The organism is Nocardia sp. NPDC019219 (assembly GCF_040632645.1).
Classification (GTDB): domain Bacteria; phylum Actinomycetota; class Actinomycetes; order Mycobacteriales; family Mycobacteriaceae; genus Nocardia; species Nocardia sputorum.
In genome coordinates this window covers 45,328-68,406 of record NZ_JBEYCG010000021.1, presented here as the reverse complement: position 1 = coordinate 68,406, position 23,079 = coordinate 45,328, and the positions used below count along the sequence as shown (strand labels likewise).

General features: G+C 70.5%; 20 protein-coding genes. 17 read left to right on the top strand and 3 right to left on the bottom strand.

Features of this window, described 5'->3' with window-relative positions; translation table 11 throughout:
* Positions 1-109: 109 nt before the first annotated feature.
* The 13 genes from ABZ552_RS30350 to ABZ552_RS30290 all read left to right on the top strand — a co-directional run bounded on the left by ABZ552_RS30350 (position 110) and on the right by ABZ552_RS30290 (position 14,918).
* On the top strand, positions 110-1,138 hold the full coding sequence (locus tag ABZ552_RS30350) for an iron ABC transporter permease (RefSeq protein WP_357441402.1): 1,029 nt from the start codon (positions 110-112) through the stop codon (positions 1,136-1,138).
* A complete protein-coding gene (locus tag ABZ552_RS30345; RefSeq protein WP_357441400.1) occupies positions 1,135-2,226 on the top strand; it encodes an iron chelate uptake ABC transporter family permease subunit in 1,092 nt (363 codons plus the stop codon). The genes ABZ552_RS30350 and ABZ552_RS30345 overlap by 4 nt, the downstream gene beginning before the upstream one ends.
* Positions 2,223-3,122 (top strand): ABC transporter ATP-binding protein, encoded by a 900-nt coding sequence (locus tag ABZ552_RS30340; protein ID WP_357441398.1) that lies wholly within the window; start codon positions 2,223-2,225, stop codon positions 3,120-3,122. The genes ABZ552_RS30345 and ABZ552_RS30340 overlap by 4 nt, the downstream gene beginning before the upstream one ends.
* A gap of 71 nt (positions 3,123-3,193) precedes the next feature.
* On the top strand, positions 3,194-3,592 hold the full coding sequence (locus ABZ552_RS30335; protein WP_040866505.1) for a BlaI/MecI/CopY family transcriptional regulator: 399 nt from the start codon (positions 3,194-3,196) through the stop codon (positions 3,590-3,592).
* A 43-nt stretch (positions 3,593-3,635) separates the two neighbouring features.
* The gene (locus ABZ552_RS30330) at positions 3,636-4,574 is read left to right on the top strand and encodes a M56 family metallopeptidase (protein WP_281873548.1); all 939 of its coding nucleotides are present in this window, start codon (positions 3,636-3,638) and stop codon (positions 4,572-4,574) included.
* A gap of 180 nt (positions 4,575-4,754) precedes the next feature.
* A complete protein-coding gene (locus ABZ552_RS30325) occupies positions 4,755-6,347 on the top strand; it encodes a DEAD/DEAH box helicase (RefSeq protein WP_357441395.1) in 1,593 nt (530 codons plus the stop codon).
* 4 nt (positions 6,348-6,351) lie between these two features.
* Positions 6,352-7,197 carry a DMT family transporter gene (locus ABZ552_RS30320; protein ID WP_357441393.1) on the top strand — a complete coding sequence of 282 codons (846 nt, stop codon included), beginning with the start codon at positions 6,352-6,354 and terminating at the stop codon, positions 7,195-7,197.
* A gap of 263 nt (positions 7,198-7,460) precedes the next feature.
* Positions 7,461-8,897: a GuaB1 family IMP dehydrogenase-related protein gene (locus ABZ552_RS30315; protein WP_281873554.1), complete on the top strand. Its 1,437-nt coding sequence runs from the start codon at positions 7,461-7,463 to the stop codon at positions 8,895-8,897.
* 244 nt (positions 8,898-9,141) lie between these two features.
* Entirely contained in the window at positions 9,142-10,524 is a 1,383-nt protein-coding gene (locus ABZ552_RS30310) for a hemolysin family protein (RefSeq protein WP_281881010.1), read from the top strand.
* Positions 10,517-11,581, top strand: coding sequence for a hemolysin family protein (locus tag ABZ552_RS30305; protein WP_281918767.1), 1,065 nt, complete (start codon positions 10,517-10,519; stop codon positions 11,579-11,581). Before ABZ552_RS30310 ends, ABZ552_RS30305 begins: the two co-directional genes overlap by 8 nt.
* A 46-nt stretch (positions 11,582-11,627) precedes the next feature.
* On the top strand, positions 11,628-12,560 hold the full coding sequence (locus ABZ552_RS30300; RefSeq protein WP_281919383.1) for a 3-methyladenine DNA glycosylase: 933 nt from the start codon (positions 11,628-11,630) through the stop codon (positions 12,558-12,560).
* A gap of 142 nt (positions 12,561-12,702) precedes the next feature.
* Positions 12,703-14,277, top strand: coding sequence for a hypothetical protein (locus ABZ552_RS30295; RefSeq protein WP_357441390.1), 1,575 nt, complete (start codon positions 12,703-12,705; stop codon positions 14,275-14,277).
* 14 nt (positions 14,278-14,291) lie between these two features.
* Positions 14,292-14,918 (top strand): DUF305 domain-containing protein, encoded by a 627-nt coding sequence (locus ABZ552_RS30290; RefSeq protein WP_357441388.1) that lies wholly within the window; start codon positions 14,292-14,294, stop codon positions 14,916-14,918.
* A gap of 8 nt (positions 14,919-14,926) precedes the next feature.
* On the opposite strand, the gene ABZ552_RS30285 is transcribed toward ABZ552_RS30290, so the two are convergent.
* On the bottom strand, positions 14,927-15,742 hold the full coding sequence (locus ABZ552_RS30285; RefSeq protein ID WP_350356331.1) for an NAD(P)H-dependent oxidoreductase: 816 nt from the start codon (positions 15,740-15,742) through the stop codon (positions 14,927-14,929).
* 433 nt (positions 15,743-16,175) lie between these two features.
* On the opposite strand from ABZ552_RS30285, the gene ABZ552_RS30280 reads away from it, so the two are divergent.
* A complete protein-coding gene (locus tag ABZ552_RS30280; RefSeq protein ID WP_357441386.1) occupies positions 16,176-16,910 on the top strand; it encodes a hypothetical protein in 735 nt (244 codons plus the stop codon).
* A gap of 152 nt (positions 16,911-17,062) precedes the next feature.
* Here the strand turns inward: ABZ552_RS30280 and ABZ552_RS30275 are convergent, their stop codons facing one another.
* Positions 17,063-17,569 carry a hypothetical protein gene (locus ABZ552_RS30275; protein ID WP_357441384.1) on the bottom strand — a complete coding sequence of 169 codons (507 nt, stop codon included), beginning with the start codon at positions 17,567-17,569 and terminating at the stop codon, positions 17,063-17,065.
* 661 nt (positions 17,570-18,230) lie between these two features.
* On the bottom strand, positions 18,231-20,411 hold the full coding sequence (locus tag ABZ552_RS30270) for a malate synthase G (protein ID WP_357441383.1): 2,181 nt from the start codon (positions 20,409-20,411) through the stop codon (positions 18,231-18,233).
* 244 nt (positions 20,412-20,655) lie between these two features.
* Here ABZ552_RS30270 and ABZ552_RS30265 point away from each other — a divergent pair, with 244 nt between their 5' ends.
* From ABZ552_RS30265 to ABZ552_RS30255, 3 genes are read left to right on the top strand one after another with little or no spacing between them, the layout of a single operon-like run.
* A complete protein-coding gene (locus tag ABZ552_RS30265; RefSeq protein WP_357441381.1) occupies positions 20,656-21,396 on the top strand; it encodes an SDR family oxidoreductase in 741 nt (246 codons plus the stop codon).
* Positions 21,393-22,442, top strand: a complete 1,050-nt coding sequence (locus ABZ552_RS30260; RefSeq protein WP_357441379.1) for an alcohol dehydrogenase catalytic domain-containing protein — start codon at positions 21,393-21,395, stop codon at positions 22,440-22,442. The genes ABZ552_RS30265 and ABZ552_RS30260 overlap by 4 nt, the downstream gene beginning before the upstream one ends.
* On the top strand, positions 22,439-23,077 hold the full coding sequence (locus tag ABZ552_RS30255) for a TetR/AcrR family transcriptional regulator (protein WP_357441377.1): 639 nt from the start codon (positions 22,439-22,441) through the stop codon (positions 23,075-23,077). Before ABZ552_RS30260 ends, ABZ552_RS30255 begins: the two co-directional genes overlap by 4 nt.
* The last annotated feature ends 2 nt before the right edge of the window (positions 23,078-23,079 follow it).

Genomic DNA, 23,079 nt, shown 5'->3' with positions numbered 1-23,079 from the left:
GACACTCGGCCATGCCCGTCTGTACCGAAAGATAGGTTAGGCTTACCAGACCTAGCAACCGTATCGCTGATTTCAGGAGCAGCTCGTCGCCGTGACCTTTCTTTCCACCGTGAGGCGGCGCCGTCTTTCCGGACTGCTCCTCTCGACCGCCCTGCTCATGCTCGCCGCGCTCGCCGGTGTCGCGGTCGGCGCTCGATCGCTCCCGCCCGGCACCGTCTACGACGCCGTGCACCATGCGCTCACCTGCCCCGGCGGACCCTTCACCTGCGCCGCCGGATCCACGGAGGAACAGATCGTGCGCGGCCTACGGCTGCCGCGCACCGCGTTGGCACTGGTCTGCGGGGCGGCTCTGGGCATCGCGGGCGCGCTCATCCAGGGCTACACCCGCAATCCGCTCGCCGACGCCGGATTGCTCGGGCTCAACGCGGGCGCGGCATTCCTCGCGGCCCTGAGCGTGTACCTGTTCTCCTACAGCGCGCCGGAACAATACATCTGGTTCGCGCTCGTCGGAGCGCTGGTCGCCGGGCTGGTGGTGTTCGCGACCTCGTCCGTGGGCGGCGGCAAAGCCAGTCCGCTGAGCCTGGTGCTCGCGGGCGCGGCGATCACCGCGTTCCTGCAGGCGATGACGAACGCCGTCGTGCTGTTCGACGCCGCCGCGCTGGACACCTACCGCTTCTGGGTGATCGGCACGGTCGCGGGCCGGGACGCCGAGGTGTTCTGGCAGGTGCTGCCGTTCCTGGCGGCGGGCATACTGCTGGCGGTGCCGGCCGCGCCCGGACTGAACCTGATCGGCCTCGGCGACGATGTCGCGCGCGGGCTCGGCGTGCACGTGGGCCGCAACCGCGCGCTCGGGCTCGCGGCCGTCGTGCTGCTGGCGGGCGCGGCGACGGCGGCGGTCGGACCGATCGCCTTCCTCGGCTTGGTCGTCCCGCATCTCGCGCGCACGATCACCGGACCGGACCATCGCTGGCTGATTCCCTATTCCGGACTGTTCGGCGCGTTGCTGCTGCTCATCGCCGATATCGCAGGCCGGGTGGTGGCCCGGCCCGGCGAGCTGGAGGTCGGGGCGATGCTGGCCGTGCTCGGGGTCCCGTTCTTCCTGGCGTTCGTGCGTCGGCGAAAGCTGGTGAATCTGTGACGATTTCGCTGCGAACCACGACCGGGCGACCCGCGCTGCGCGTCGGGCCGGTGTCGACGGTGCTGCGACCGCGGATGGTGGTGCTCGTCGCGCTCCTGATCGCGCTGGCCCTCGGACTGTTCTGTCTGGACATCGCGGTGGGCGAGTCGCATCTGCCGCTCGGGCGCGTGCTCGACGTGCTGACCGGCGGCGGCACCAAGGCGCAGCGGTTCATCGTGCTGGAATCCCGGCTGCCGCGCGCGCTCACCGCGCTCGTGGTCGGCCTCGCGCTCGGGCTCTCCGGCGCGATCACCCAGTCCATCCTGCACAACCCCCTGGCCGCGCCGGACATGCTCGGCATCACGTCGGGGGCGAGCCTCGGCGCGGTCGCCGTGCTGGTCGGCACGGGCGGCGCGAGCACCGGCCTGGCCGCCTCGGTCGGCGCGCCGATGGCGGCGCTCGCGGGCGGCCTGCTCACCGCCGTCGCCATCTACGTGCTCGCCTGGGGACGCACTGCCACCGGCACGTACGGCGCTACCGGTCTTCGGCTGGTCCTGATCGGCGTAGGTGTGAACGCCTTGTTGACCGCGGGCATCAGCTGGCTGCTCACCCGCGCCAGCCTGGTGGACGCCCAGCGCGTGCAGCTGTGGCTGACCGGGTCGCTCAACGCGGCCGACGCCGCGCACCTCGTTCCCGCGACGATCGCCGCGGGAGTCGCCGCCCTCGTCGCGCTCGCCTCGGCCCGCACGCTCGCCGCGCTGCGCCTCGGCTCCGACACCACGCGCGCGCTCGGCGTGCGCATCCAGACCCAGCAGGCCATCCTGATCGGAGCGGCCGTGGTGTCCGCCTCGGTGGCCACCGCCGCCGTCGGGCCGGTGGGATTCGTCGCCCTCGCCGCGCCGCAGATCGCACGGCGCGTATTGCGCACGCCGGGCGAACCACTCGTCGGCTCCGCGCTGGCCGGGGCCATCCTGGTGGTCGGCGCGGATGTCGCGTCCCGCACGGTGTTCCCGGTCGACCTGCCCGTCGGCGTCGTCACCGCGGCATTCGGCGGGCCGTTCCTGCTGTACCTGCTCGTGCGTATGAACCGGAAGGCGACGCTGTCATGACGATCGCAGACATCACCACTCCCGACGCCACGGAGCGGGCGAGCGCTCCGGGGCACCGGCTCGGCGCCGAGAACGTCACGCTCGGCTACGGCGACCGGGTGATCGTCGACGGGCTGAGTGTGGCCATCACCCCCGGCGTGGTGACTACCGTCATCGGACCGAACGGCTGCGGAAAGTCCACCCTGCTGCGTTCACTCGGCCGGTTGCTGCGACCGCGGGACGGCCGAGTCCTGTTGGACGGCAAGGCGATATCGACGATGAGGACGAAGGACGTCGCCCGCATCGTCGGCATGCTGCCGCAGTCGCCGGTGGCTCCGGAAGGACTCACCGTCGCCGATCTGGTCGCGCGCGGACGCCACCCCCACCAGTCCTGGTTCCGGCAGTGGTCGGGCACGGACGAGACCGAGGTGACGACCGCGCTGGAGCAGACCGGGATCGCCGACCTCGCCGACCGACCGCTCGACGAGTTGTCCGGCGGACAGCGGCAACGCGCCTGGATCTCGATGGCGCTGGCCCAGGGCACCGACATCCTGTTGCTCGACGAGCCGACCACGTATCTCGACCTGGCACACTCCATCGAGGTGCTGGACCTGGTGGACCGGTTGCACGCCGATCTCGGGCGCACCGTCGTGATGGTGCTGCACGATCTCAATCTCGCGATCCGCTACAGCGACCAGCTGGTCGTCATGCGCGACGGGCGTGTCGTGGCGGCGGGGGCGCCGGGCGAAGTCGTGTCGGTGGAGCTGCTGCGCGAGGTGTTCGACCTGGACGCCACGGTGCTCGAGGACCCGGTGTCGGGACGGCCGATGATCGTGCCGATCGGCGCCAGGCACGTGCGCGGAAAAGTGGGCGGACCCGCTGCCGGGGAGCCCGAATCCGCGCCCTATGAGAAATGACACACCAGCTACTTCACGGTTACGACACCCTGTAGTACGCATCTTCGTCGTTGAGTACCTAAAATTGTGGAATGGCAGGTCTTGGTGAACTCGAGAAAGCGGTCATGGACCAGTTGTGGTCGGCCGACGAACCACAAACGGTCCGGCAGGTGCACGAGGCTCTCGCCGCACGCCGCGAGCTCGCGTACACCACGGTGATGACCGTGCTGCAACGCCTCGCGAAGAAGAACCTGGTGGTGCAGCGCCGCGACGACCGCGCGCACCGTTACGCGCCCGTGCACACCCGCGACGAACTCGTCGCCAGCCTGATGGTCGACGCGCTGCAACAGGCCGACGCGGCGGGCAGCCGCGCCGCCGCGCTGGTGCACTTCGTGGAGCAGGTCGGCAAGGACGAGGCTGCCGCCCTGCGCGAAGCACTCGCTAAGCTCGAAGCTACCGAGGACGAGGACTCGGCGCCGCCGCCGCAGTAGACTCCTCGGGCGCCCTGGCCCCACAACGCAGTGAGCTGAGTCGATGAACGCAACCGCGCCGGTCTTCGCCGGACTCGCATTGCTTCTCGCGGGGCCTGCCCCGGCCTTGCTCAGCCGGGCGACCTGGACCTACCGGACGCCCCGAGCAGCGCTGGTGCTCTGGCAGGCCATCGCGCTCGCCGCCGTGCTCAGCGCGTTCGGCTCCGGGCTGGCCATCGCCGCCGAGCTGCTCGTGCCCGGCCCCGACGGCCGCCCGACCACCGCACCGACCAGGGAGATCGACGCGCTCGGCCTGCCGCTGTGGCTGGCCTACGTCTTCGTCTTCGCGCTCACGCTGCTGGTCGGCGCCCGGCTGATCTACGCGATCATCCGGGTCGGCGTGCATACCCGCAGGCGGCGGGCGCGTCACCGGATGCTGGTCGACCTGCTGGACCAGAGCGGTCCGCACCGGCGCGCGGCGGACATCCGGGTGCTGGCCGCGACCGAGCCGATCGCCTACTGCCTGCCCGGCCTGCGCCAGCGCGTTGTGCTCAGCGAAGGCACCCTGACCAGTCTCGCGGACGCCGAGATCACCGCCATCGTCAGCCACGAACGTTCGCATCTGCGGGCCAGGCACGATCTCGTGCTGGAAGCGTTCACGGCGGTGCACGAGGCGTTCCCGCGGGTGGTGCGCAGCAAGGCCGCGCTCGGCTCGGTCAAACTGCTCATCGAGTTGCTCGCGGACGACTCGGCGGTCAAGGTCACCGGGCCCAAGCCCCTGGCCCGCGCCCTCGTCGCGTGTGCGAAATCCACCGCGCCGCAAGGCGCGCTGGCGGCGGGCGGCCCGACCACGCTCATCCGCATCCAGCGGCTCAGCGAGCGGATCGGTGACATTCGCATCGCCACGGCCGCCTATCTCGGCTCCGCCGCCATCCTGGTGGTGCCGACGCAGGCCGTGGCCGTACCCTGGCTCGTGGAACTGAGCCGGCTGTTCCACGGCTGAGTCCCCGGCCCGTATCCTGGAGGTTCGGCCCGCCTCCGGTCGGCCGCACCCTCTCGTTCCACCCGGCGCGCGTCATCGCCCGCGCCGCAGCGCGGTGAACCGCATCGTGCACCGCCCTCCACCCCACCGAACAGCGCGTTCCGCTGGAACGCGCCGTGCGACGAAAGGCACATCTTCCTCGTGACCCCCTCGACCCCCGTCGCCGCGGCGCCCACCGCGACCTTCGCGGATCTGGGCCTGCCCGCCGTGCTCGTACAGGCACTGCGACGCGACGGCATCGAGACGCCGTTCCCGATCCAGGCCGCCACGGCGCCGGATGTCCTGGCCGGTAAGGACGTGCTCGGCCGCGGACCCACCGGTTCCGGGAAGACGCTCGCCTTCGGCCTCCCGATGCTCACCCGGCTGACGGGCACCTCGGCCAAGCCGGGCCGCCCGCGCGGGCTCGTCCTGGTGCCGACCCGCGAACTCGCCGCGCAGATCGAGCGGGCGCTCGACGAACCGGCGCTCGCGCTCGGCTTGCGGGTCGCCTCGGTGGTCGGCGGCGCGCCGATCAAGCGCCAGGCCGACCGGCTCGCCCGCGGCGTCGACCTGCTCATCGCCACGCCGGGACGGCTCGCCGACCTGCTCGCACAGGGGTCCGCCGATCTGTCCGACGTGCTGATCACCGCCCTGGACGAGGCCGACCACATGGCCGACATGGGGTTTCTGCCGCAGGTGACCAAGCTGCTGGACCGCACCCCCCGTGACGGACAGCGCCTGCTGTTCTCGGCCACGCTCGACGGCGAGGTCGACAAGCTGGTCAAGCGCTACCTGCGCGCCCCCGTCACGCATTCCACCGCACCGCCGTCGGCGTCGGTCACCACGATGTCGCATCACCTGCTGTACGTCGGTGACAAAGTGGCCAAACGGGCGGTCGCCACCGAGATCGCCGCCCGCGAGGGACTGACCATCATGTTCGTCCGCACCAAGCACGGCGCCGACCGGCTCGCCAAGCAGTTGCGCGGGGCGGGCGTCCCCGCGGGCGCGTTGCACGGCGGCAAGGCGCAGAACAACCGCACGCGCACCCTCGCGGCGTTCGCCGACGGCTCGGTGCCGGTGCTGGTCACCACCGACGTCGCGGCGCGTGGCATCCACGTCGACGGGATCTCCCTCGTCGTGCACGTCGATCCGCCGCCGGAGCCGAAGGCCTATCTGCACCGGGCCGGGCGCACCGCCCGCGCGGGCGAGGACGGCGTGGTCGTCACGCTGGTGATGGACGAAGAGCGCCGCGACGTCGAGGCCATGGCCCGCAAGGCGGGTGTCGAGGTCGACGGGGTCGCGGTCCGTCCCGGTGACCGCACGCTGATCGAGATCACCGGCGCGCGCCGCCCGTCCGGCGTTCCCGTCGCCGCTGCCGCACCGGTGGCCGCGCCTGCCGCTGCCCCCGCGAAACCCGCACGACGCAAGACCGGCAGGCGCGATACGCCCGCGGCGGCCGGTGGCCGGGGCGCGGCCAAGCAATCCAGGAGCCGGTCGGCCGCCGGGGCCGGCCGCGGCAGCGAATCGGTCGCCGCGCCCGCGCGCCGCCGCGGCGAGGCGAAACCCGTCGCGAACAACACCGTCGGCCGCGGCGCGGGTTCGGGCAAGGGCACGCCCGCTCGCACCGGGGGCACGGCGGGCGGGTTCTCCGGCCGCGCCGCCGCGTCCGCATCCGGCGACACGGCGAGCCGGCCGCGGCGACGCGCCGTGCGAGCCCAGCAGTCCCCCACTCGAGGCAATCGGGCAGCAAACTAATCGGGTGTCGACCCACTGGGCAGCCGCCGTCCTCTGCGCCTTGCTCGCCGCGCTGCTGTTCGCGGTCGCCGCGGTCGCGCAGCAGAGCGCGGCGGCCGCGGTGCCGGAGAGCGAGTCGCTGATCCGCTCGCTGCTGCGCACACCCCGCTGGTGGGCGGGCGTCGTCGGAGACGCGGGCGGTTACGCCATGCAGGTGGCCGCGCTCGCGCTGGGCGCGGTGCTGCTGGTGCAGCCGATCCTGGTGAGCGCGCTGGTGTTCGCCCTGCCGCTGTCCGCCCGCCTCAACGATCGCCGCGTGGCGCCGAGCACGTGGGCGACTGCGCTCGCGTTGACCGCCGCGCTGGCCTGTTTCGTGCTCGTCGGCGATCCGACCGAAGGTGATGCCGGTGCACCGCTGCGCGATTGGCTGCTGCCGCTCGGCCTGCTGGTCGGCCTGATCGCCGCCGCCACGGCCGCGGGAATCGCCGCACGCGAGCCCGCATGGCGCGCGCTGTTGCTGGGCGCCGCGAGCGGCTCGCTGTACGGGCTGGCCGCCGCACTCACCGACTACGTCACGGGGTTGTTCGAACACGGTGTGGCAGACGTGCTGGGCGGCTGGCAGACCTGGGCGCTGGTCGCGGCCGGCGTCACCGGCGTCTACCTGCAACAACGCGCCTATCAAGTGGGCCCGCTGACCGCTTCGCTGCCCGCCGTCACGGTCGCCGAGCCACTGGCCGCCGCGTTCATCGGCATCGCCGTGCTCGACGAGCGGTTGCGCGCGGACACCGCCGGGCTGGTGGTCACCGCGGGTGCGGTGGTCGTCATGGTCGCCACCACGATCGTGCTCTCCCGCTCCGAAGCCGTCGCCTGAAACCACGACCGGACCAGCCGGCGCGGGGGACACCGGCAGGACCGGCATCGGCGATTCGTCGGGCCCGACGGACGTCGGCATCGCCCGGCCGCGGTTACGCGGTCACGGTGCGAGCGTCCCGCGCGGCCGGCCATCGCTACGACGCAGCCGTGCTCGGCGCCCGAAGCCGCGCGGGCGGCGTTCGCACGAGGTAGCGGGGGAAATGCGGCAGCACCTCCGAGAGAACGGCGCGCACCGGTCGGCGCCCGGATATCATCGGTCGAGTGCGCTTTCTCCCCGGTCATCAGCCGCCGTACGACCTGACCTACGACGACATCTTCCTCGTCCCGAATCGGACGGACGTCGCGTCGCGCTTCGACGTCGATCTCTCGACGGCCGACGGGTCAGGCACCACCATCCCGATCGTCGTCGCGAACATGACCGCCGTCGCCGGGCGCAGAATGGCCGAGACCGTGGCCCGTCGCGGCGGTCTCGTCGTCCTCCCGCAGGACCTGCCGATCACCGCGGCCGCCGACACCATCGCCTTCGTGAAGAGTCGTTCGCTCACCGCCGACACGCCGGTCACCCTCGACCCCGACCGCTCGGTCTCCGAGGCCGTGGCCCTGATGCACAAGCGCGCGCACGGCGCGGTCGTGGTAGTCGACGACGGCCGCCCGGTCGGTGTGGTGACCGAGGCCGCCTGCGCCGACGTCGACCGCTTCGCCCGGCTCCGTGAGGTCGCGGCCACCGATTTCGTCCGGGCCCCCGCCACCACCACGCCGCGCGACCTGTTCGACCTGCTGCACGCCGAGCACGCCGACTTCGCCGTGCTCACCGCCGAAGACGGCACGCTGGCGGGGGTGCTGACCCGCACCGGCGCGGTGCGCGCCGGCATCTATCAGCCCGCCGTGGACGCCGCGGGCAAACTGCGCGTCGCCGCCGCGGTGGGCATCAACGGCGACGTGGCCGCCAAGGCCAAGTCCCTCGTGGATTCGGGCGCCGACCTGCTGGTCATCGACACCGCCCACGGTCACCAGACCAAGATGCTCGAAACCCTCACCGCGGTGCGCGATCTCGGGCTCGGTGTCCCGCTGGTCGCGGGCAACGTCGTCTCCGCCGAAGGCACGAGGGAACTCGCCGAGGCGGGCGCGGACATCGTCAAGGTCGGTGTCGGGCCCGGCGCGATGTGCACCACCCGCATGATGACCGGCGTCGGCCGGCCGCAGTTCTCCGCGGTGGCCGAATGCGCTGCCGCCGCCAGGGAAATCGGCGTGCACGTCTGGGCCGACGGCGGCGTGCGCCATCCCCGCGACGTGGCGCTCGCGCTCGCCGCCGGCGCGTCCAACGTGATGATCGGCTCCTGGTTCGCCGGCACCTACGAGTCCCCCGGCGACCTGCGCGTCGACCGCGACGGCAACGCCTACAAGGAGAGCTTCGGCATGGCGTCCAAGCGGGCCGTCGCCGCCCGCACCGCCTCCGACAGCGAATTCGACCGCGCGCGCAAGGCGCTGTTCGAAGAGGGCATCTCCAGCTCCCGGATGCGGCTGGACCCGGAGCGCCCCGGCGTCGAGGACCTCCTCGACCACATCTGCTCCGGCGTGCGCAGCGCGTGCACCTACGCGGGAGCGCGGACGCTCACCGAGTTCCACGAGAAGGCCGTGCTCGGCGTGCAGTCCGCGGCCGGGTTCGCCGAAGGTCGCCCGCTGCCCAGCGGTTGGTGAGCGCCGACACGCGCCCCGAACCGGCACCGGCCCACGCCGCTCGGCGCGTGGGCCGGTAGCATGGTGGTTGCCGGATATCGGCACCACGACTCATTTGCGAAAGGATCCAGTTGTCACCCGCGTCCGAGGGCGCCACTCAGGAGGGCTCCTCTACCGAGCCGGGTGACCGACCCGGCGTCCTCCTCCCCGCAGCAGTCCCACTCCGCACAGGCCGTTCCGCAGCACCGTCCAGGTGGTGCTGACCATGTCCGTCGCGCTCACCGCGCTCAGCCTGATCGGGTTCATCGCACTCACCGTCGGCACGGCCCTGTTCGTCGCCGCGGAATTCTCCCTCACCGCCCTCGAGCGCAGCACCGTGGAGGCGCACGCCCGCTCCGGTGACGTCCGCGCTCGCATGGTCCGCAGGGCGCACCGCACCCTGTCGTTCCAGTTGTCCGGCGCTCAGCTCGGCATCACCATCACCACGCTGATCACCGGTTACATCGCCGAGCCGGTGCTGGCCCGGCTGCTGGATCCGGTGTTCACCGGACTCGGGCTGAGCGACGCCGCCGCGAGCGGCGTCGCCCTGACCCTGGCGCTGATCCTGGCCACCTCGCTGTCGATGATCTACGGCGAGCTGGTGCCCAAGAACATCGCCATCGCCAAACCGCTGGCCACCGCCCGCGTCACGGCCGGACCGATGATCGCGTTCTCGGTGGTCTTCAAGTGGATGATCCACTTCCTCAACGGCACCGCCAACTGGGTGGTCCGCAGGCTCGGCGTCGAGCCCGCCGAGGAGTTGCGCTCGGCCCGCTCACCGCAGGAGCTCGGCTCCCTGGTGCGCACGTCCGCCTTGCGCGGCGCGCTGGACCAGCCCACCGCCCAGGTGATGGACCGTTCGCTGCAATTCGGCGAGCGCAGCGCCGAGGAACTGATGACGCCGCGGGTGAAGATCGAATCGCTCGACAAGGACGACACCATCGCCGATCTGATCGACGCGGCGGGCCGCACCGGCTACTCCCGCTTCCCGGTGATCGACGGCGACCTCGACAACACCCTCGGCTTCGTGCACGTCAAGCAGGCGTTCACCCGCCCAGTGCACGCGCGCCGGACCCTCCCGCTGCACCGGCTCGCCCAGCCGGTCCCGATCGTGCCCGCCAGCCTGGACGGCGACGAGCTGCTCGAACGCGTCCGCGCCGACGGCATGCAGGTCGCCTTGGTCGTGGACGAGTACGGCGGTACCGCGGGCTTGGTCACCATGGAGGACATCATCGAGGAGATCCTCGGTGACGTCCGCGACGAGCACGACGAGGAGGAGCGCGACGTACGGCGCGTCTCCGACGGCTGGGACTGCTCGGGGCTACTGCGCATCGACGAGGTCTCCCGGGCGACCGGATACGACGCGCCCGAGGGCGAGTACGAGACACTGGGCGGCCTCGTGCTGACCAGGCTCGGGCGCATCCCGGTGACGGGCGACGAAGTCGTGCTGCCGAATCCCCGCTCACAGCAGTGGACGGCGCCCGAGAGCCATGGCACGGGCGGCTGGATCGCGCGCGTGGAGCGCATGGACGGACGGCGCATCGATCGGGTCCGGCTGATCCCGGTCGACGCCGACGCCCTCGCGACCAAGGAGCACAGCCATGGGTGACCTGTTCGGCGTCCTGCTCACGGTCGTGCTGCTGGGCGGCAACGCCTTCTTCGTCGCCGCCGAGTTCGCGCTCATCTCCGCCCGCCGCGACCGGCTGGAAGCGCTCGCCGCGCAAGGCAAGCGCAATGCGAACACCGTCATCCGGGCGGGCGAGAACCTCTCGATGATGCTCGCGGCCGCGCAGCTGGGCATCACCATCTGCTCGATCCTGCTCGGCCGGGTCGGCGAGCCCGCCGTCGCGCACCTGCTGGAAGGCCCGTTCGAGCTGCTCGGCCTGCCCGAACAGCTGCTGCACCCGGTGGCGTTCGCCCTCGCGCTGACCATCGTGGTGATCCTGCACATCCTGTTCGGCGAGATGATCCCGAAGAACATCGCGCTGGCCGGGCCGGAGCGCAGCGCGCTGCTGCTGGTGCCGGCACACCTGATGTGGCTGCGGCTGGCCCGTCCGCTGATCGCGCTCTACAACCTGGCCGCCAACCTGTCGCTGCGCCTGCTGCGGATCGAGCCGAAGGACGAGCTCGAGGCCACCGTCTCGACGGTCGAGCTGGCCGAGATGATCGGCGAGTCCCGCTCGGAGGGGCTGCTCGACGAGGAAGAACACCGCCGCCTGACGCAGGCGCTCGGCACCAGCGACCGGGTGGTCGCCGACGTGATGGTGCCACGGGACGCCACCCGATCGATCCCGCTGCGCGGCAACGGGACCACGCTCGGCGACATCGAGTCGGCTGTCGCCGAGACCGGCTTCTCCCGGTTCCCGGTGCGGGCCAACGACGGCTCGCTGGTCGGCTACCTGCACGTCAAGGACGTGCTCGACAAGGTCGCCGACGAGAGCGCCGGCCCCGGCACGCCGATCCCGCGCACCGATATCCGCCCGCTGCCGACGGTCGGCATGAACACCACGCTCTACGAGGCGCTGGCGCGGCTGCGGCGCACGAACAGCCACCTCGGGCGCGTGGTCGACGACCGGGGCAACACCACCGGCATCGTCGCGCTGGAGGACCTGGTGGAGGAATTCGTCGGCACCGTCCGAGACGGAACGCACCGGGTGGGCGAATGACGACCTGGGCCGCGCGTAACACCGAACCGCCCGGAGCGCGGTGAGCATGCGGGTGTTGTCCGGCGCGCAGTGGCGGGCAGCCGCCGCCACGCACCGGGCCCGGCTGGACGGACTGGTCGGGCCCTATCTCGAACGGCGGGCGCAGGGTTCGTCGCACCCGGTGATCGACTTCTTGTTCACCTATTACGGGCACAAACCCGCCCAGTTGCGGCGCTGGCATCCGGGGTACGGCCTCGCGCTGGCGGACGCCGCCGAGTACCAGGGCGCCCGTGGGTATCACCGCGTCCGCGCCGACCAGTCGAATACCGGACAACGGGCGGCGGACGTCTACACCGCCGATCCCGCCTACCTGGAAAAACGCCGCGATACCCTCGTTTTCGTCGCGGACCTGTTGCGTGCCACCGCTGCCCGGCCGGCCCAGCTCTCCTGCTTCGGCCTGCACGAATGGGCAATGGTGTATCGCACCGACGACGTCCGCCACCAGAAGGTGCCGCTGCGGCTCGGGCGAGCGGGCACGGACGCCGTGGTCGACTCGATGTCGCTGCGCTGCACGCATTTCGACGCCTACCGCTTCTTCACCCCGGATGCCGTCGGACGCAATGCCGAACCACTCACCCGCGCCGATCAACTGCACCGCGAGCAGCCGGGCTGCCTGCACGCGAACATGGATTTGTACAAGTGGGGCTTCAAGCTCGTGCCGTTGATCTCCTCGCAGTTGCTGCTGGATTGTTTCGAGCTGGCTTGCGCCGCCCGCGAACTCGACATGCGCGCCAGCCCCTACGATCTGTCCGCGCTGGGCTACGAGCCGGTGCGCATCGAGACGCCCGCCGGACGCGCGGAATACGTTCGCGCCCAGTCCGCGCTCGCCCAGCGCGCCGCCGAACTGCGACGAACGTTCCTCGGCGTCTGCGACGATCTGCTGGCCTCACATACCGGTGGGGACGCGGCTCGACGCACCGAACCGACCCATCCACGCTGACGCCTTCGGCTGGAAAACTTCGCGAATCCGGCTGCGATTCGACGAAACTCCCCCTCGCGACGCCGGGAAATCACTACCATGCAGTGACTGTCCCAGTCACCCTGGACAGCCACGCTCGACGACGAAGTTGGGGGTCGCGACGATGCGCCCACTGGCCGGACTGTGCCGCACCAAACCGCTGGCTCTGCTCACCATCGGCGTGGTCACGGCCATGCTGCTGCCCGCGAGCGCGTCGGCCGATCAGCAATCGGATCTGCCGAGCGCCGTGCGGGAGTTCCTCGACGTCGGGCGCACCTCGGTCCCGCGCGCCGACTGCGGGCCCGGCGCCGCACCCGAGAACGGCCTGCAAGGCGATGTCACCGCCGCCGACCGCGACAGCGGGCGCAGCACCCTGGGCTACCGGTGCAACATCTCCTTCGTCGGCGGCTACGCGGGGCGCGGGGCGGGCATCACCTCCACCAGCTTCGAGCACTGCGCCTACCTCGGGTCGTTCTTCCCCGGCGACCTGCTCGGCGAGGGGCGCGGCGTCCAAGTGCTCGACGTGTCCGATCCGGCGCATCCGCGCCCCACGGTGACCTTGACCGAGCCCGCCATGCTCGCGGGCACCTGGGAGAGCCTGAAGGTCAACACCGAGCGCAAGCTGCTGGTCGGCACCGGCGTTCCGGTCGGTGAAGGCGTGGGCTACCTGTCGGTCTACGACGTCTCCGATTGCGCGCATCCGCGACTGCTCAATCCCGGCCCGGGGTCGAATCTGCTGATGCCGCTGCCGATCACCACCCACGAGGGCGGCTTCTCCCCGGACGGCAACACATATTGGGCCTCGGGGATCGCACCCGGTTTCGTGAGCGCCGTCGATTTGACCGATCCGGCGAACCCGCACGTGATCTGGCAGGGACTGACCGGCATCGAGGCGCACGGCTTCGGGATCAGCCCCGACGGCAACCGGATGTACCTCTCCGCACTCGGCGGATTCACCGTCCTCGACATCAGCGCGGTGCAGCGCCGCGACCCGAACCCGCAGGTGCACCACCTCGGCCGGGTGTTCTGGACGGACGGCTGGGCCACCCAGCACAGTGTCCCGGTCAGTTACGACGGCAAGCCCTACCTCTACACCGTCGACGAGGGCGGCTCCGGCGGCGTCAAACTCATCGACATCTCCGACGAGACGGCGCCCAAGGTCGCCAACAAGATCAAGCTCGAGATCAACCTGCCTCAGCACATCGACAGCAATATCGGCTCCTCCATGGGCGGTTCCGCCTTCGCCTACGAATCGCACTACTGCGCCGCCGACCGCCGGGTGAACCCGACCGCCCTGGCCTGCGGGTGGATCTCCTCCGGCATCCGGGTGTTCGACATCCGCGATCCCTACGCCATCCGCGAGATCGCCTACTACAACCCGCCCGCCCGCACCGGTCAGAACCTGAGCCTGTGGAACTCGCCGCACGCGCTCGCCTCCCTCATCGGTGTTCCGCTGATGAGCGCGCCCTCCGCGGTGCGCGCCGTGCTGGAGGGGCAGTTCGACCCGTTGGATGCCACCACCCCGCGCACCGGCAGGCTCGCCTTCGGCGACGTGTCCACCGATTGGTGTCTCTCGCCGCCGGAATGGCGCGGGTCGCAACTCTACGTCGCGTGCTCGGACAACGGATTCATGGTGCTGCGATTGGACGACGAGGTGTACTCGCCGCCGGCGGACCAGCGATCGATCGTCGGGTCGTAGCGATGCCGCACTGGATGCGCGTCGCAGCCCTGGCGTCGGCGGCCTTCGCGCTGCTCGTGCTCGGCGCCGCGCTGCGGCCGCTGGTTTTTCCCGAAAGCCGTTCCCCCGATCCCGTTCTCACCGAGGTGGAAATCGCTTTCGCCCAGGACATGACCACCCATCACCAGCAAGCACTGTTCATGGTGCAGCGACTCGATCGCTCGATCGATCCGGCGATCGCCCGGCTGGCCGAGCAACTCGACCGGACCCAGCGGCTGGAGATCGGCACCATGCTCGGCTGGCTGCGCCTGGCGGACGCGCCGCCCGGTGCCGCACACCCGATGGCGTGGATGCACAGACGGGACGCGTCGCATCGCCATGCGACAGCGGTCGCGCAGGCCCCGCCCCCGATGCCAGGGATGGCGAGCACGGCGGAGCTGGACGATCTGGCGGCGGCGCGCGGCCGGCCTGCGGAAATCCTGTTCCTGCAGTTGATGTTCCGCCACCACCAGGGCGGAATCGCGATGGCCGAGGCGGCCGACGGCCTGCTGCGCTCCGGACCGGTCAAGGAGATCGCCCGTGCCATGATCCACGGGCAGAGTCAGGAAGCTGGGGTGATGGGCATGCTGCTCACCCAGCGCGGAGCCGCGCCCTTGCCGTGACCACTCGGTCACGACGCCACATGCAGCGCGAATCCGCTCGCTCCCCGCTCCTCGCGACCCGGCACCAGACGCAGGCTGCGGTCGTAGTCGCCGCCGCCCTGCGGCCGGTATCGAATGGGCTCCAGTTCCGGCAGTTCGGACATCCGCCGCCGCAACTCGTGTGCGACGTCGTCGAAGCGCTCGGCGCCGAGCCGGATCGTGTCGTGCACCACGAACGGCGGCAGCACGTCCATGCCGGTGTAGTACAGGATGCCGTGGTGTATCGGGAACAGCAGGTCGTCGACGGGGCCGTTGATCCCGCGATCGGAATACGACGGCTGCTTGCCCCCGACGGAGACCACGAGCATCGCCCGCCGCCCGGCCAGGACGCCCGCCCCGTACCTGGGCAGCGCCTTGCCCCCGGCTCCGTAGGCGAAATCGCAGGTGAGAACCCGGTCCACCCAGCCCTTCATGATCGCGGGCATGCCGAACCACCAGAGCGGGAAATGCAGGACCACGGCGTCGGCCCACAGCAATTTCTCCTGCTCGGCGCGGATGTCGGGACTCAGCGTCCCGGCGCGGTAGGCCACGCCCGAGGCCAGCATGAAATTGGGTTCGGCGACCGGGCCGAAATCGTCGGTGTCGGCAGCGGCCTTCCAACCCATCGCGTAGAGGTCGGTGATCCGCACCTCGTGCCCGTCCGCCCGCAACTGCCGCACGGCCACGTCTTTCAAAGCGCCGGTGAGTGAGTCCGGCTTCGGGTGGGCGTACACGACCAGTACGTTCATTCCTGCTTTCGTCACGTCTCGGCGCAACAGCGTTCGCAGGAAGAGATATTCCGCCATCGCCTCGACCTGCGCGGAGCTCGCGGCACACGGCTGCCTCGCGGGCGTGCGATGCCCGGGGTACGCCACGTCGCCCACGAGGCCACCGATCCGGCGGTGCAGGGCGTCACACAGTGGAGGACCAGCGCGTGAAGTCATCACCGGCCGAGGTACCCGATGGGCCGCAATCCGCGCTCGCGGTCGCCGAGCCGGGGCGGCGAGCGTTGTGTCGCCGCCTGCGCGTCGCCGGGCGAGGTCACCCGACCGGCGCCTGGTCGCGGCAAGCGTGCGCGCCGAGGTGACCACCGAGACGGGGCGCTGCCGTTGTCCGGGGCGATCGGCCACGGCAGCGGCAGGCGGATGACCGGCGGCCCGGCGACGGTCCGGCGACGGGGCGGCGGGTATGGTCGGCTGAGCCGGTCATCAGCGTCGGCCGGGAGAGGTTCAGCGACAGATGATTCGGACCGATTCGTGCACGGTGCCGGGGCACGTGCGTGGTTATCCGGGTGTGGCCTTCGGCGGGTACGTGGCGGGGCTGCTCGCCGCCGCCAGTGGTGCCGCGCAGGTCCGCGTCGACTTCCGGCGCGCGGTTTCCGTGGACACGCCGGTGGTGCTCGCCGCCAACGGCTCCGGCGGCGCGTCGCTCACCGACCTCGACGGCACGGTGCTCGCCGAAGCATCCGCGTCGGCGCTCACGGTGACGCCGCGGCCCGCGCCCACGTGGGCAGCGGCACGAGCGGCGAGTGCGACCGCCGACGTGCTGCGCAAGATGAGCCACTGCTACGGCTGCGGCGCGGCGTGCGCGCCCGGTCGCGGGTTGCGCTTGTCGCCCTGGGCGATGTCCGCCTACGACATGGTCGTCGCCGCATGGACACCGGATCCGCTCCTCGCCGGACCCGACGGCTTCCTCACCACCGAAAATGTCTGGGCCGCCCTGGATTGCCCCGGCGGCTGGGCCGCGATGGCCCTACGCGATCTGCGGCCCGGAGCAGTCACCGCCGCCCTCACCGCCACGCAGTTCGAACCGGTCCGCGCCGGCGACTCCTACCTCTCCTACGGCTGGCCGGTCTCCGCGCAGGGCCGCAAACACACGGTCGGCGTCGCCTTGGCCCGCCCCGACGGAACGCTCTGCGCCCTCGCCGAAGCCCTCTGGATCGAGCCCCGCCAACCACTGCCGTTCGAGTGGTGATCAGCCTCACCCGGACCTGTCGGTGGCTATAGGTAGGCCTGCACCGATCATGCGCGCCGCACGGAATGGATAACCCGCGGCCGCGACGGCGACCGCACTCGACGAGGTCCTCGGTACCAGGGCACAGTGACCGAAGCCGTTCGCGACCGCGGTCAGTGCGTGTCGACGAAGCGGTACCACTGCCCGTCGAAGGCGGAGTATTCGATGCCGTTGGTGGCGGGTGGGCCGAGGTGGGGTGGGGTGGCCGGGTCGCGGAAGAAGGCGAAGCCTTCGGTATTCGAGTCGCCCTTCTGCGTATAGAACAGGCAGCCGCCATCCCGGGGCGTGACGAAGGTGATGGTGTAGACGCCGAGCCGGTGGCGCTGGCCGGGGTGGGCGCACTCGGCGGCCTGGTCTTCGAGGATGCCTCGGGAGAGCCGCCAGCCGGTGTCCTGCGGGACGTCGTAGAGCGTCAGCGCCACCAGGGCACCGATGAGCACGGGCGAGGCGAGACTGTGGAAGAAGGCGCGGTAGCGCAGCAGGCCGAGCAGTCCGAACAGGACGGCGATGCCGCCCAGCACGCCGAGGACGGCCCAGAGCACGACGAGGGTCGGGAACGAGCCCTCGGCGGCGAGTTGCCAGAACAGCGCCGCGCAGCAGATCGCGACCAGCGCGGTCACCAGCCCCATCCACAGTACGAACCAACGAGGAACACGAGACCGTGTGCGCGAGGACCCTGCGGAGTTCACGTGTTCAAGATACGAGGCGCAGGAGCTTCGCGCTCGGGATCGACAGCGAAAACGCCCTGCTCCCTGGCGATCACGACGACGCGCTATAGCACTGCGAACCGCGACTGGACGTCCGCGTAACCGGTGTACGGGCTAATTTCGCAAGCCGCGCCCCGAAGTTCCCATACGCCGAATCCGGCAAGGTCCTCCGAATTCCGGCGCACCAGGCGCGCGTACGCGCCCCGGAGCGCGGGCCGCCGGTGTGAAAACAAACATTTCGGAACGTTTCTCGATTCCGCGCCGAACCGCAAAATCCCCCGGCCAGTAGGACTGACCAGGGGATTCGCTACTCGAAACAGCTCGTGCACCGCACGCTCACAGCGGCGGGAAGCCCGCCGATCCGGTGGCCATCCAATTCCAGAACATCGCCGCGCGATTGGCGAGCAATGCCACGATGTCGAGCACAACGCTTCCCATGAATCTTCCTCACAAATCGACCGATTCCGTGCGGCACCCAGGGTAACGGACCGATAAACGGGAGTCGAAACTCGCGTTGCCCAGAAAGCGCGAATCCCCCGGCCGACGGGACCGGGGGATTCGCGACACGCGCAGGCTAGACGCAGGCCAGCGCCTTCGCCTCGCGGCGACGGCGGTGCAGGATCGGCTCGGTGTACCCGTTGGGCTGCTTGGTGCCCTCGAGGATCAGCTCCTTGGCCGCCTGGAACGCGATGCTGCCCGCGAAGTCCGGCGCCATCGCCCGGTAGTTCGGGTCGCCCGCGTTCTGCCGGTCCACGACCGGGGCCATCCGCTCCAGGCTGGCCACCACCTCGTCGGCGGTGACGATGCCGTGGCGCAGCCAGTTGGCCATCAGCTGGCTGGAGATGCGCAGAGTCGCCCGGTCTTCCATCAGCGCGACGTCCTTGATGTCCGGCACCTTGGAGCAGCCGACGCCCTGGTCGATCCAGCGCACCACGTAGCCGAGGATGGACTGCGAGTTGTTGTCCAGCTCCTGGCGCTTCTCCTCGTCGGTCCAGTTCGGCGCGGCGGCCAGCGGGATCTCCAGGATCTCGTCGACGGTGGCGCGACGGCCGCCCTTGGCGATCTCCTGCTGCCGCTTGAACACGTCGACGAGGTGGTAGTGCGTCGCGTGCAAGGTGGCGGCGGTCGGCGAGGGCACCCACGCGGTGTTGGCGCCCGCGCGCGGATGGCCGATCTTCTGGGCGAGCATGTCGGCCATCAGGTCCGGCATGGCCCACATGCCCTTACCGATCTGCGCCTTGCCGGGCAGGCCCGCCGCGAGGCCGGTGTCGACGTTCCAGTCCTCGTAGGACAGGATCCACTGCTGGGACTTCATATCCGCCTTGCGGACCATCGGCCCGGCCTCCATGGAGGTGTGGATCTCGTCGCCGGTGCGGTCCAGGAAGCCGGTGTTGATGAACACCACCCGCTCGGCGGCGGCCTGGATGCAGGCCTTGAGGTTCACCGTGGTCCGGCGCTCCTCGTCCATGATGCCGACCTTGAGCGTGTTGCGCTCCAGCCCGAGCACGTCCTCGATCCGGCCGAACAGCTCGTTGGTGAAGGCGACTTCGTCGGGGCCGTGCATCTTCGGCTTCACGATGTAGACGGAGCCGGTGCGGCTGTTCTTCAGCTTCGCGTCGTCGGCCAGGCTGTGCTTGGCGATCAGCGAGGTGATCAGCCCGTCCATGATGCCCTCAGGCACCTCGTTGCCCTCGGCGTCGAGGATCGCGTCGGAGGTCATCAGGTGGCCGACGTTGCGCACGAACAGCAGCGAACGGCCGTGCAGCACCAGTTCGCCGCCGTCCAGCGCGGTGTACACGCGGTCGGGGTTCATGGTGCGGGTGAAGGTCTTCTCGCCCTTGCTGACCTTCTCCGCGAGGTCGCCCTTCATCAGGCCGAGCCAGTTGTGGTAGCAGAGCACCTTGTCCTCGGCGTCGACCGCAGCGACCGAGTCCTCGAAGTCCATGATCGTGGTGACCGCGGACTCCAGCACGACGTCCTTGACGCCCGCGGTGTCGGTGCTGCCGATCGGGGACTGCGGGTCGATCTGGATCTCGATGTGCAGGCCGTTGTGCTTCAGCAGCACCGAGCTCGGCGCCTCCGGGTCACCCAGGTAGCCGACCAGTTGCGAGGCGTCGGCCAGGCCGATGCTGGTGCCGTCCTCCAGGCCGACCTCGAGCTCGCCGTCGACGATCTTGTAGGACGTCGAGCCGATGTGCGAACCGGTGATCAGGGTGACCGAGTCGTCGAGGAAGTTGCGCGCCCACTCGATGACCTTGTCGCCGCGCACCTTGTTGTAGCCGGTGCCCTTCTCCGCGCCGCCCGCCTCGGAGATGGCGTCGGTGCCGTAGAGCGCGTCGTACAGCGAGCCCCAGCGCGCGTTGGCGGCGTTGATCGCGAAGCGGGCGTTCATCACCGGCACCACCAGCTGCGGGCCCGCGGTGGCGGCGATCTCCTCGTCCACGTTCTGGGTGGTGATCTGGAAATCGGCGGGCTCGGGCCGCAGGTAGCCGATCTCGGTCAGGAAGTTCTTGTAGGCGGCCTTGTCGTAGTTCGCGCCGGGGTGCTCCGCGTGCCAGGCGTCGACCTTGCCCTGGATCTCGTCGCGTTCGGCGAGCAGCGCGCGGTTGCGCGGAGCGAGATCGTTGATGACCCGCTCGGCGCCGGCCCAGAACGCGGCGGAGTCCACGCCGGAACCGGGGAGCGCCTCGTTCTCGACGAACTCGTGGAGAACGCGTGCCACCTGGAGCCCGCCGACCTGAATCCGCTCTGTCATCTACTGCCTCACTTCCGAGAAAGCCGAGTGGGAAAACAGTGCCATGTTACCCGCGGGTAGTGGGGTTGCCGCGCGCCGGGTCGTCCAGGGCCTGTGCCCGAATCCGTCCGCCACGCCGGTGTGCGCTGGTCTTTCACCCGGCGGGCCTTCGCGCCGTCGACGGTCGGCCGGACAGCCCCTTGATCCTAACCCGCGGCCGATTTAATGTACTGATCGGAACATTTCTTGACATGCAGGAGTTCAGGTGCCACTCACCGACAAGGTCGCCGTCGTCACCGGGGGAAGCCGAGGGCTGGGCAAGCAGATGGTGCTCGCGTTCGCCGGGGCCGGCGCGGACGTGGTGATCGCCAGCCGCAAACTGGACGGCTGCGCCGCCCTGGCCGAGGAGGTGACCGAGCGGTTCGGCCGCCGCGCCTTGCCGGTGGCCTGCAACGTCAGCGACTGGTCGCAGTGCGACGCTCTGGTGGAGACCGTCTACGACGCGTTCGGCCGGGTGGACGTGCTGGTCAACAACGCGGGCCTGTCGCCGCTGTACCCGAGCTTGGACCAGGTCACCGAGGCGTTGTTCGACAAGGTCATCGGAGTGAACCTCAAGGGACCGTTCCGGCTGTCCGCCCTGATCGGCAGCCGCATGGCGGCCGACGGCGGCGGCTCGATCATCAACGTCTCCTCGATCGAGGCGAGCAGGCCGGAGCCCTTCGCGGTCCCGTACTCGGCGGCCAAGGCGGGACTCAACGCCCTGACCGGCGGGCTGGCCCAGACGTTCGCGCCGAACGTCCGCGTCAACACCATCCAGTGCGGCCCCTTCGACACCGACATCGCCACCGCGTGGCCCGACGAGTTGCGCGCGGCACTCACCGAACACAACGCCCTGCGCCGGGTCGGCAAGCCGGCGGAGATCGTCGGTGCGGCGCTGTTCTTCGCCACCGACGCCTCGGCGTTCTGCACCGGCGCCACCCTCGCGGTCGACGGAGGCTGGCGATGAAGGCGCTGACTTACGAAGGCCCGCGGCAGATCTCGTACCAGGATCGGCCGGACCCGGCCCTGCCCGGACCGGACGGCGCGATCGTCCGGGTCACCGCGGCCGGCATCTGCGGCAGCGATCTGCACATCTACGCCGGGCACGGATTCGTCCCGGGCGCCGGCTACGGCGTCGGGCACGAAGCGGTCGGCGAGATCGTGGAGCTGGGCCCGCAGGCACGCGGATTCGCCGTCGGTGACCGCGTGCTGGTCGCCGCCTCAGCGGGCTGCGACAGCTGTGCGCAGTGCCGCGCCGGGATCGTCACCGCGTGCGCGCGCCATCCGCTGCCCGTCGACGCCTGCTATGGGCTCGGGGGCTCGCTGGCGGGATGCCAGGCCCAGTTGCTCGCCGTCCCGCACGCCGCGGGCAACCTGGCGAAGTTGCCCGACGAGGTGAGCGACACCGCCGCCGTCGTGCTCACCGACAACGCGCCCACCGGGTGGTACGGCGCCCGGCGCGCTCGGATCGCGCCGGGCGACACCGTGGTGGTGATCGGACTCGGCCCGGTCGGTCTCATGGCGGTGCAGTCCGCCTTCGCGATGGGAGCGGCACGCGTGCTCGGCGTGGACCTGCTCGCCGAACGCCGCGAACGCGCCGCCGAGCTGGGCGCGGAGCCGGTCGACGCGGACGATCCCAAGCAGGCGATCCGCGACATGCTGCACGGCGGAGCGGATGTCGCGATCGAGGCGGTCGGGGCCGACGCCACCATCAAGCTGGCGATCAGCGCCGTCGGGCACGGCGGCCGGGTCAGCGTGATCGGCGTGAGCCACAACCGCGCCTATCCGTTCCATTTGATGGCGGCGCAGGTCAAGGACCTCGAATTCCACATCGGGCTGTGCTCGATCCAGTACGAGCTGCCGGCCCTGCTGAAACTCACCGCGGGCGGCAGGCTGCGGCCCGAGGCGGTGGTCACCCATCACCTGCCGATGTCCGAAGGGCCCGACGCCTACCGGATGTTCGCCGAGCGAGCCGACGGGGTGGGCAAAATCGTCCTGGACCCGTCGCGATGAGCGCGCCGTCCCGCAGGCGCGGCCGCCCGCCCGCCGCCGAGTCGACGGCGAGCGACACCAGGGCGCGCATCGTGCGGGCGGCGATCGACCTGTTCGCCGAACAGGGCTTCCACGGCACCGGCGTGGCCGAGATCGGCGAGCGCGCCGATGTGCAGCGCGGCGCCCTGTACTACCACATCGGTTCGAAAGAGGAACTGCTCTGGCAGATCCTGCGCGACTACATCCAGCCGATGCTGGCCGAGGCCGAAGCGATCGCCGACGGCTCCGACGATCCGGTCACCAAGCTGCGCAAGATGATTCACAGTCACGTCCGGCTGATCATCCGTCATCAGCGCGAGGTGGCCATCCAGCTGCGCGACGTCGGCGCGCTCACCGGCGAGCGCGCCGCGCAGTTGCAGGAGCTGCGCGACCGGGTGCAGCACTGCTGGCAACGCGTCGTCGACGCCGGTCACGCCGAGGGGCTGTTGCGCACCGACGACCACGTGGTGACCAACAGCATGCTCGGCATGGTGAACATGGTCTCGTTCTGGTATCGCCCGCACGGCGACCGCTCTCCCGGCGAGATCGCCGACATCCTCGCGACCACTTTGCTCGACGGCGTGGTGACCGGCACCGCGCGGTATACGAAAGGCTGACC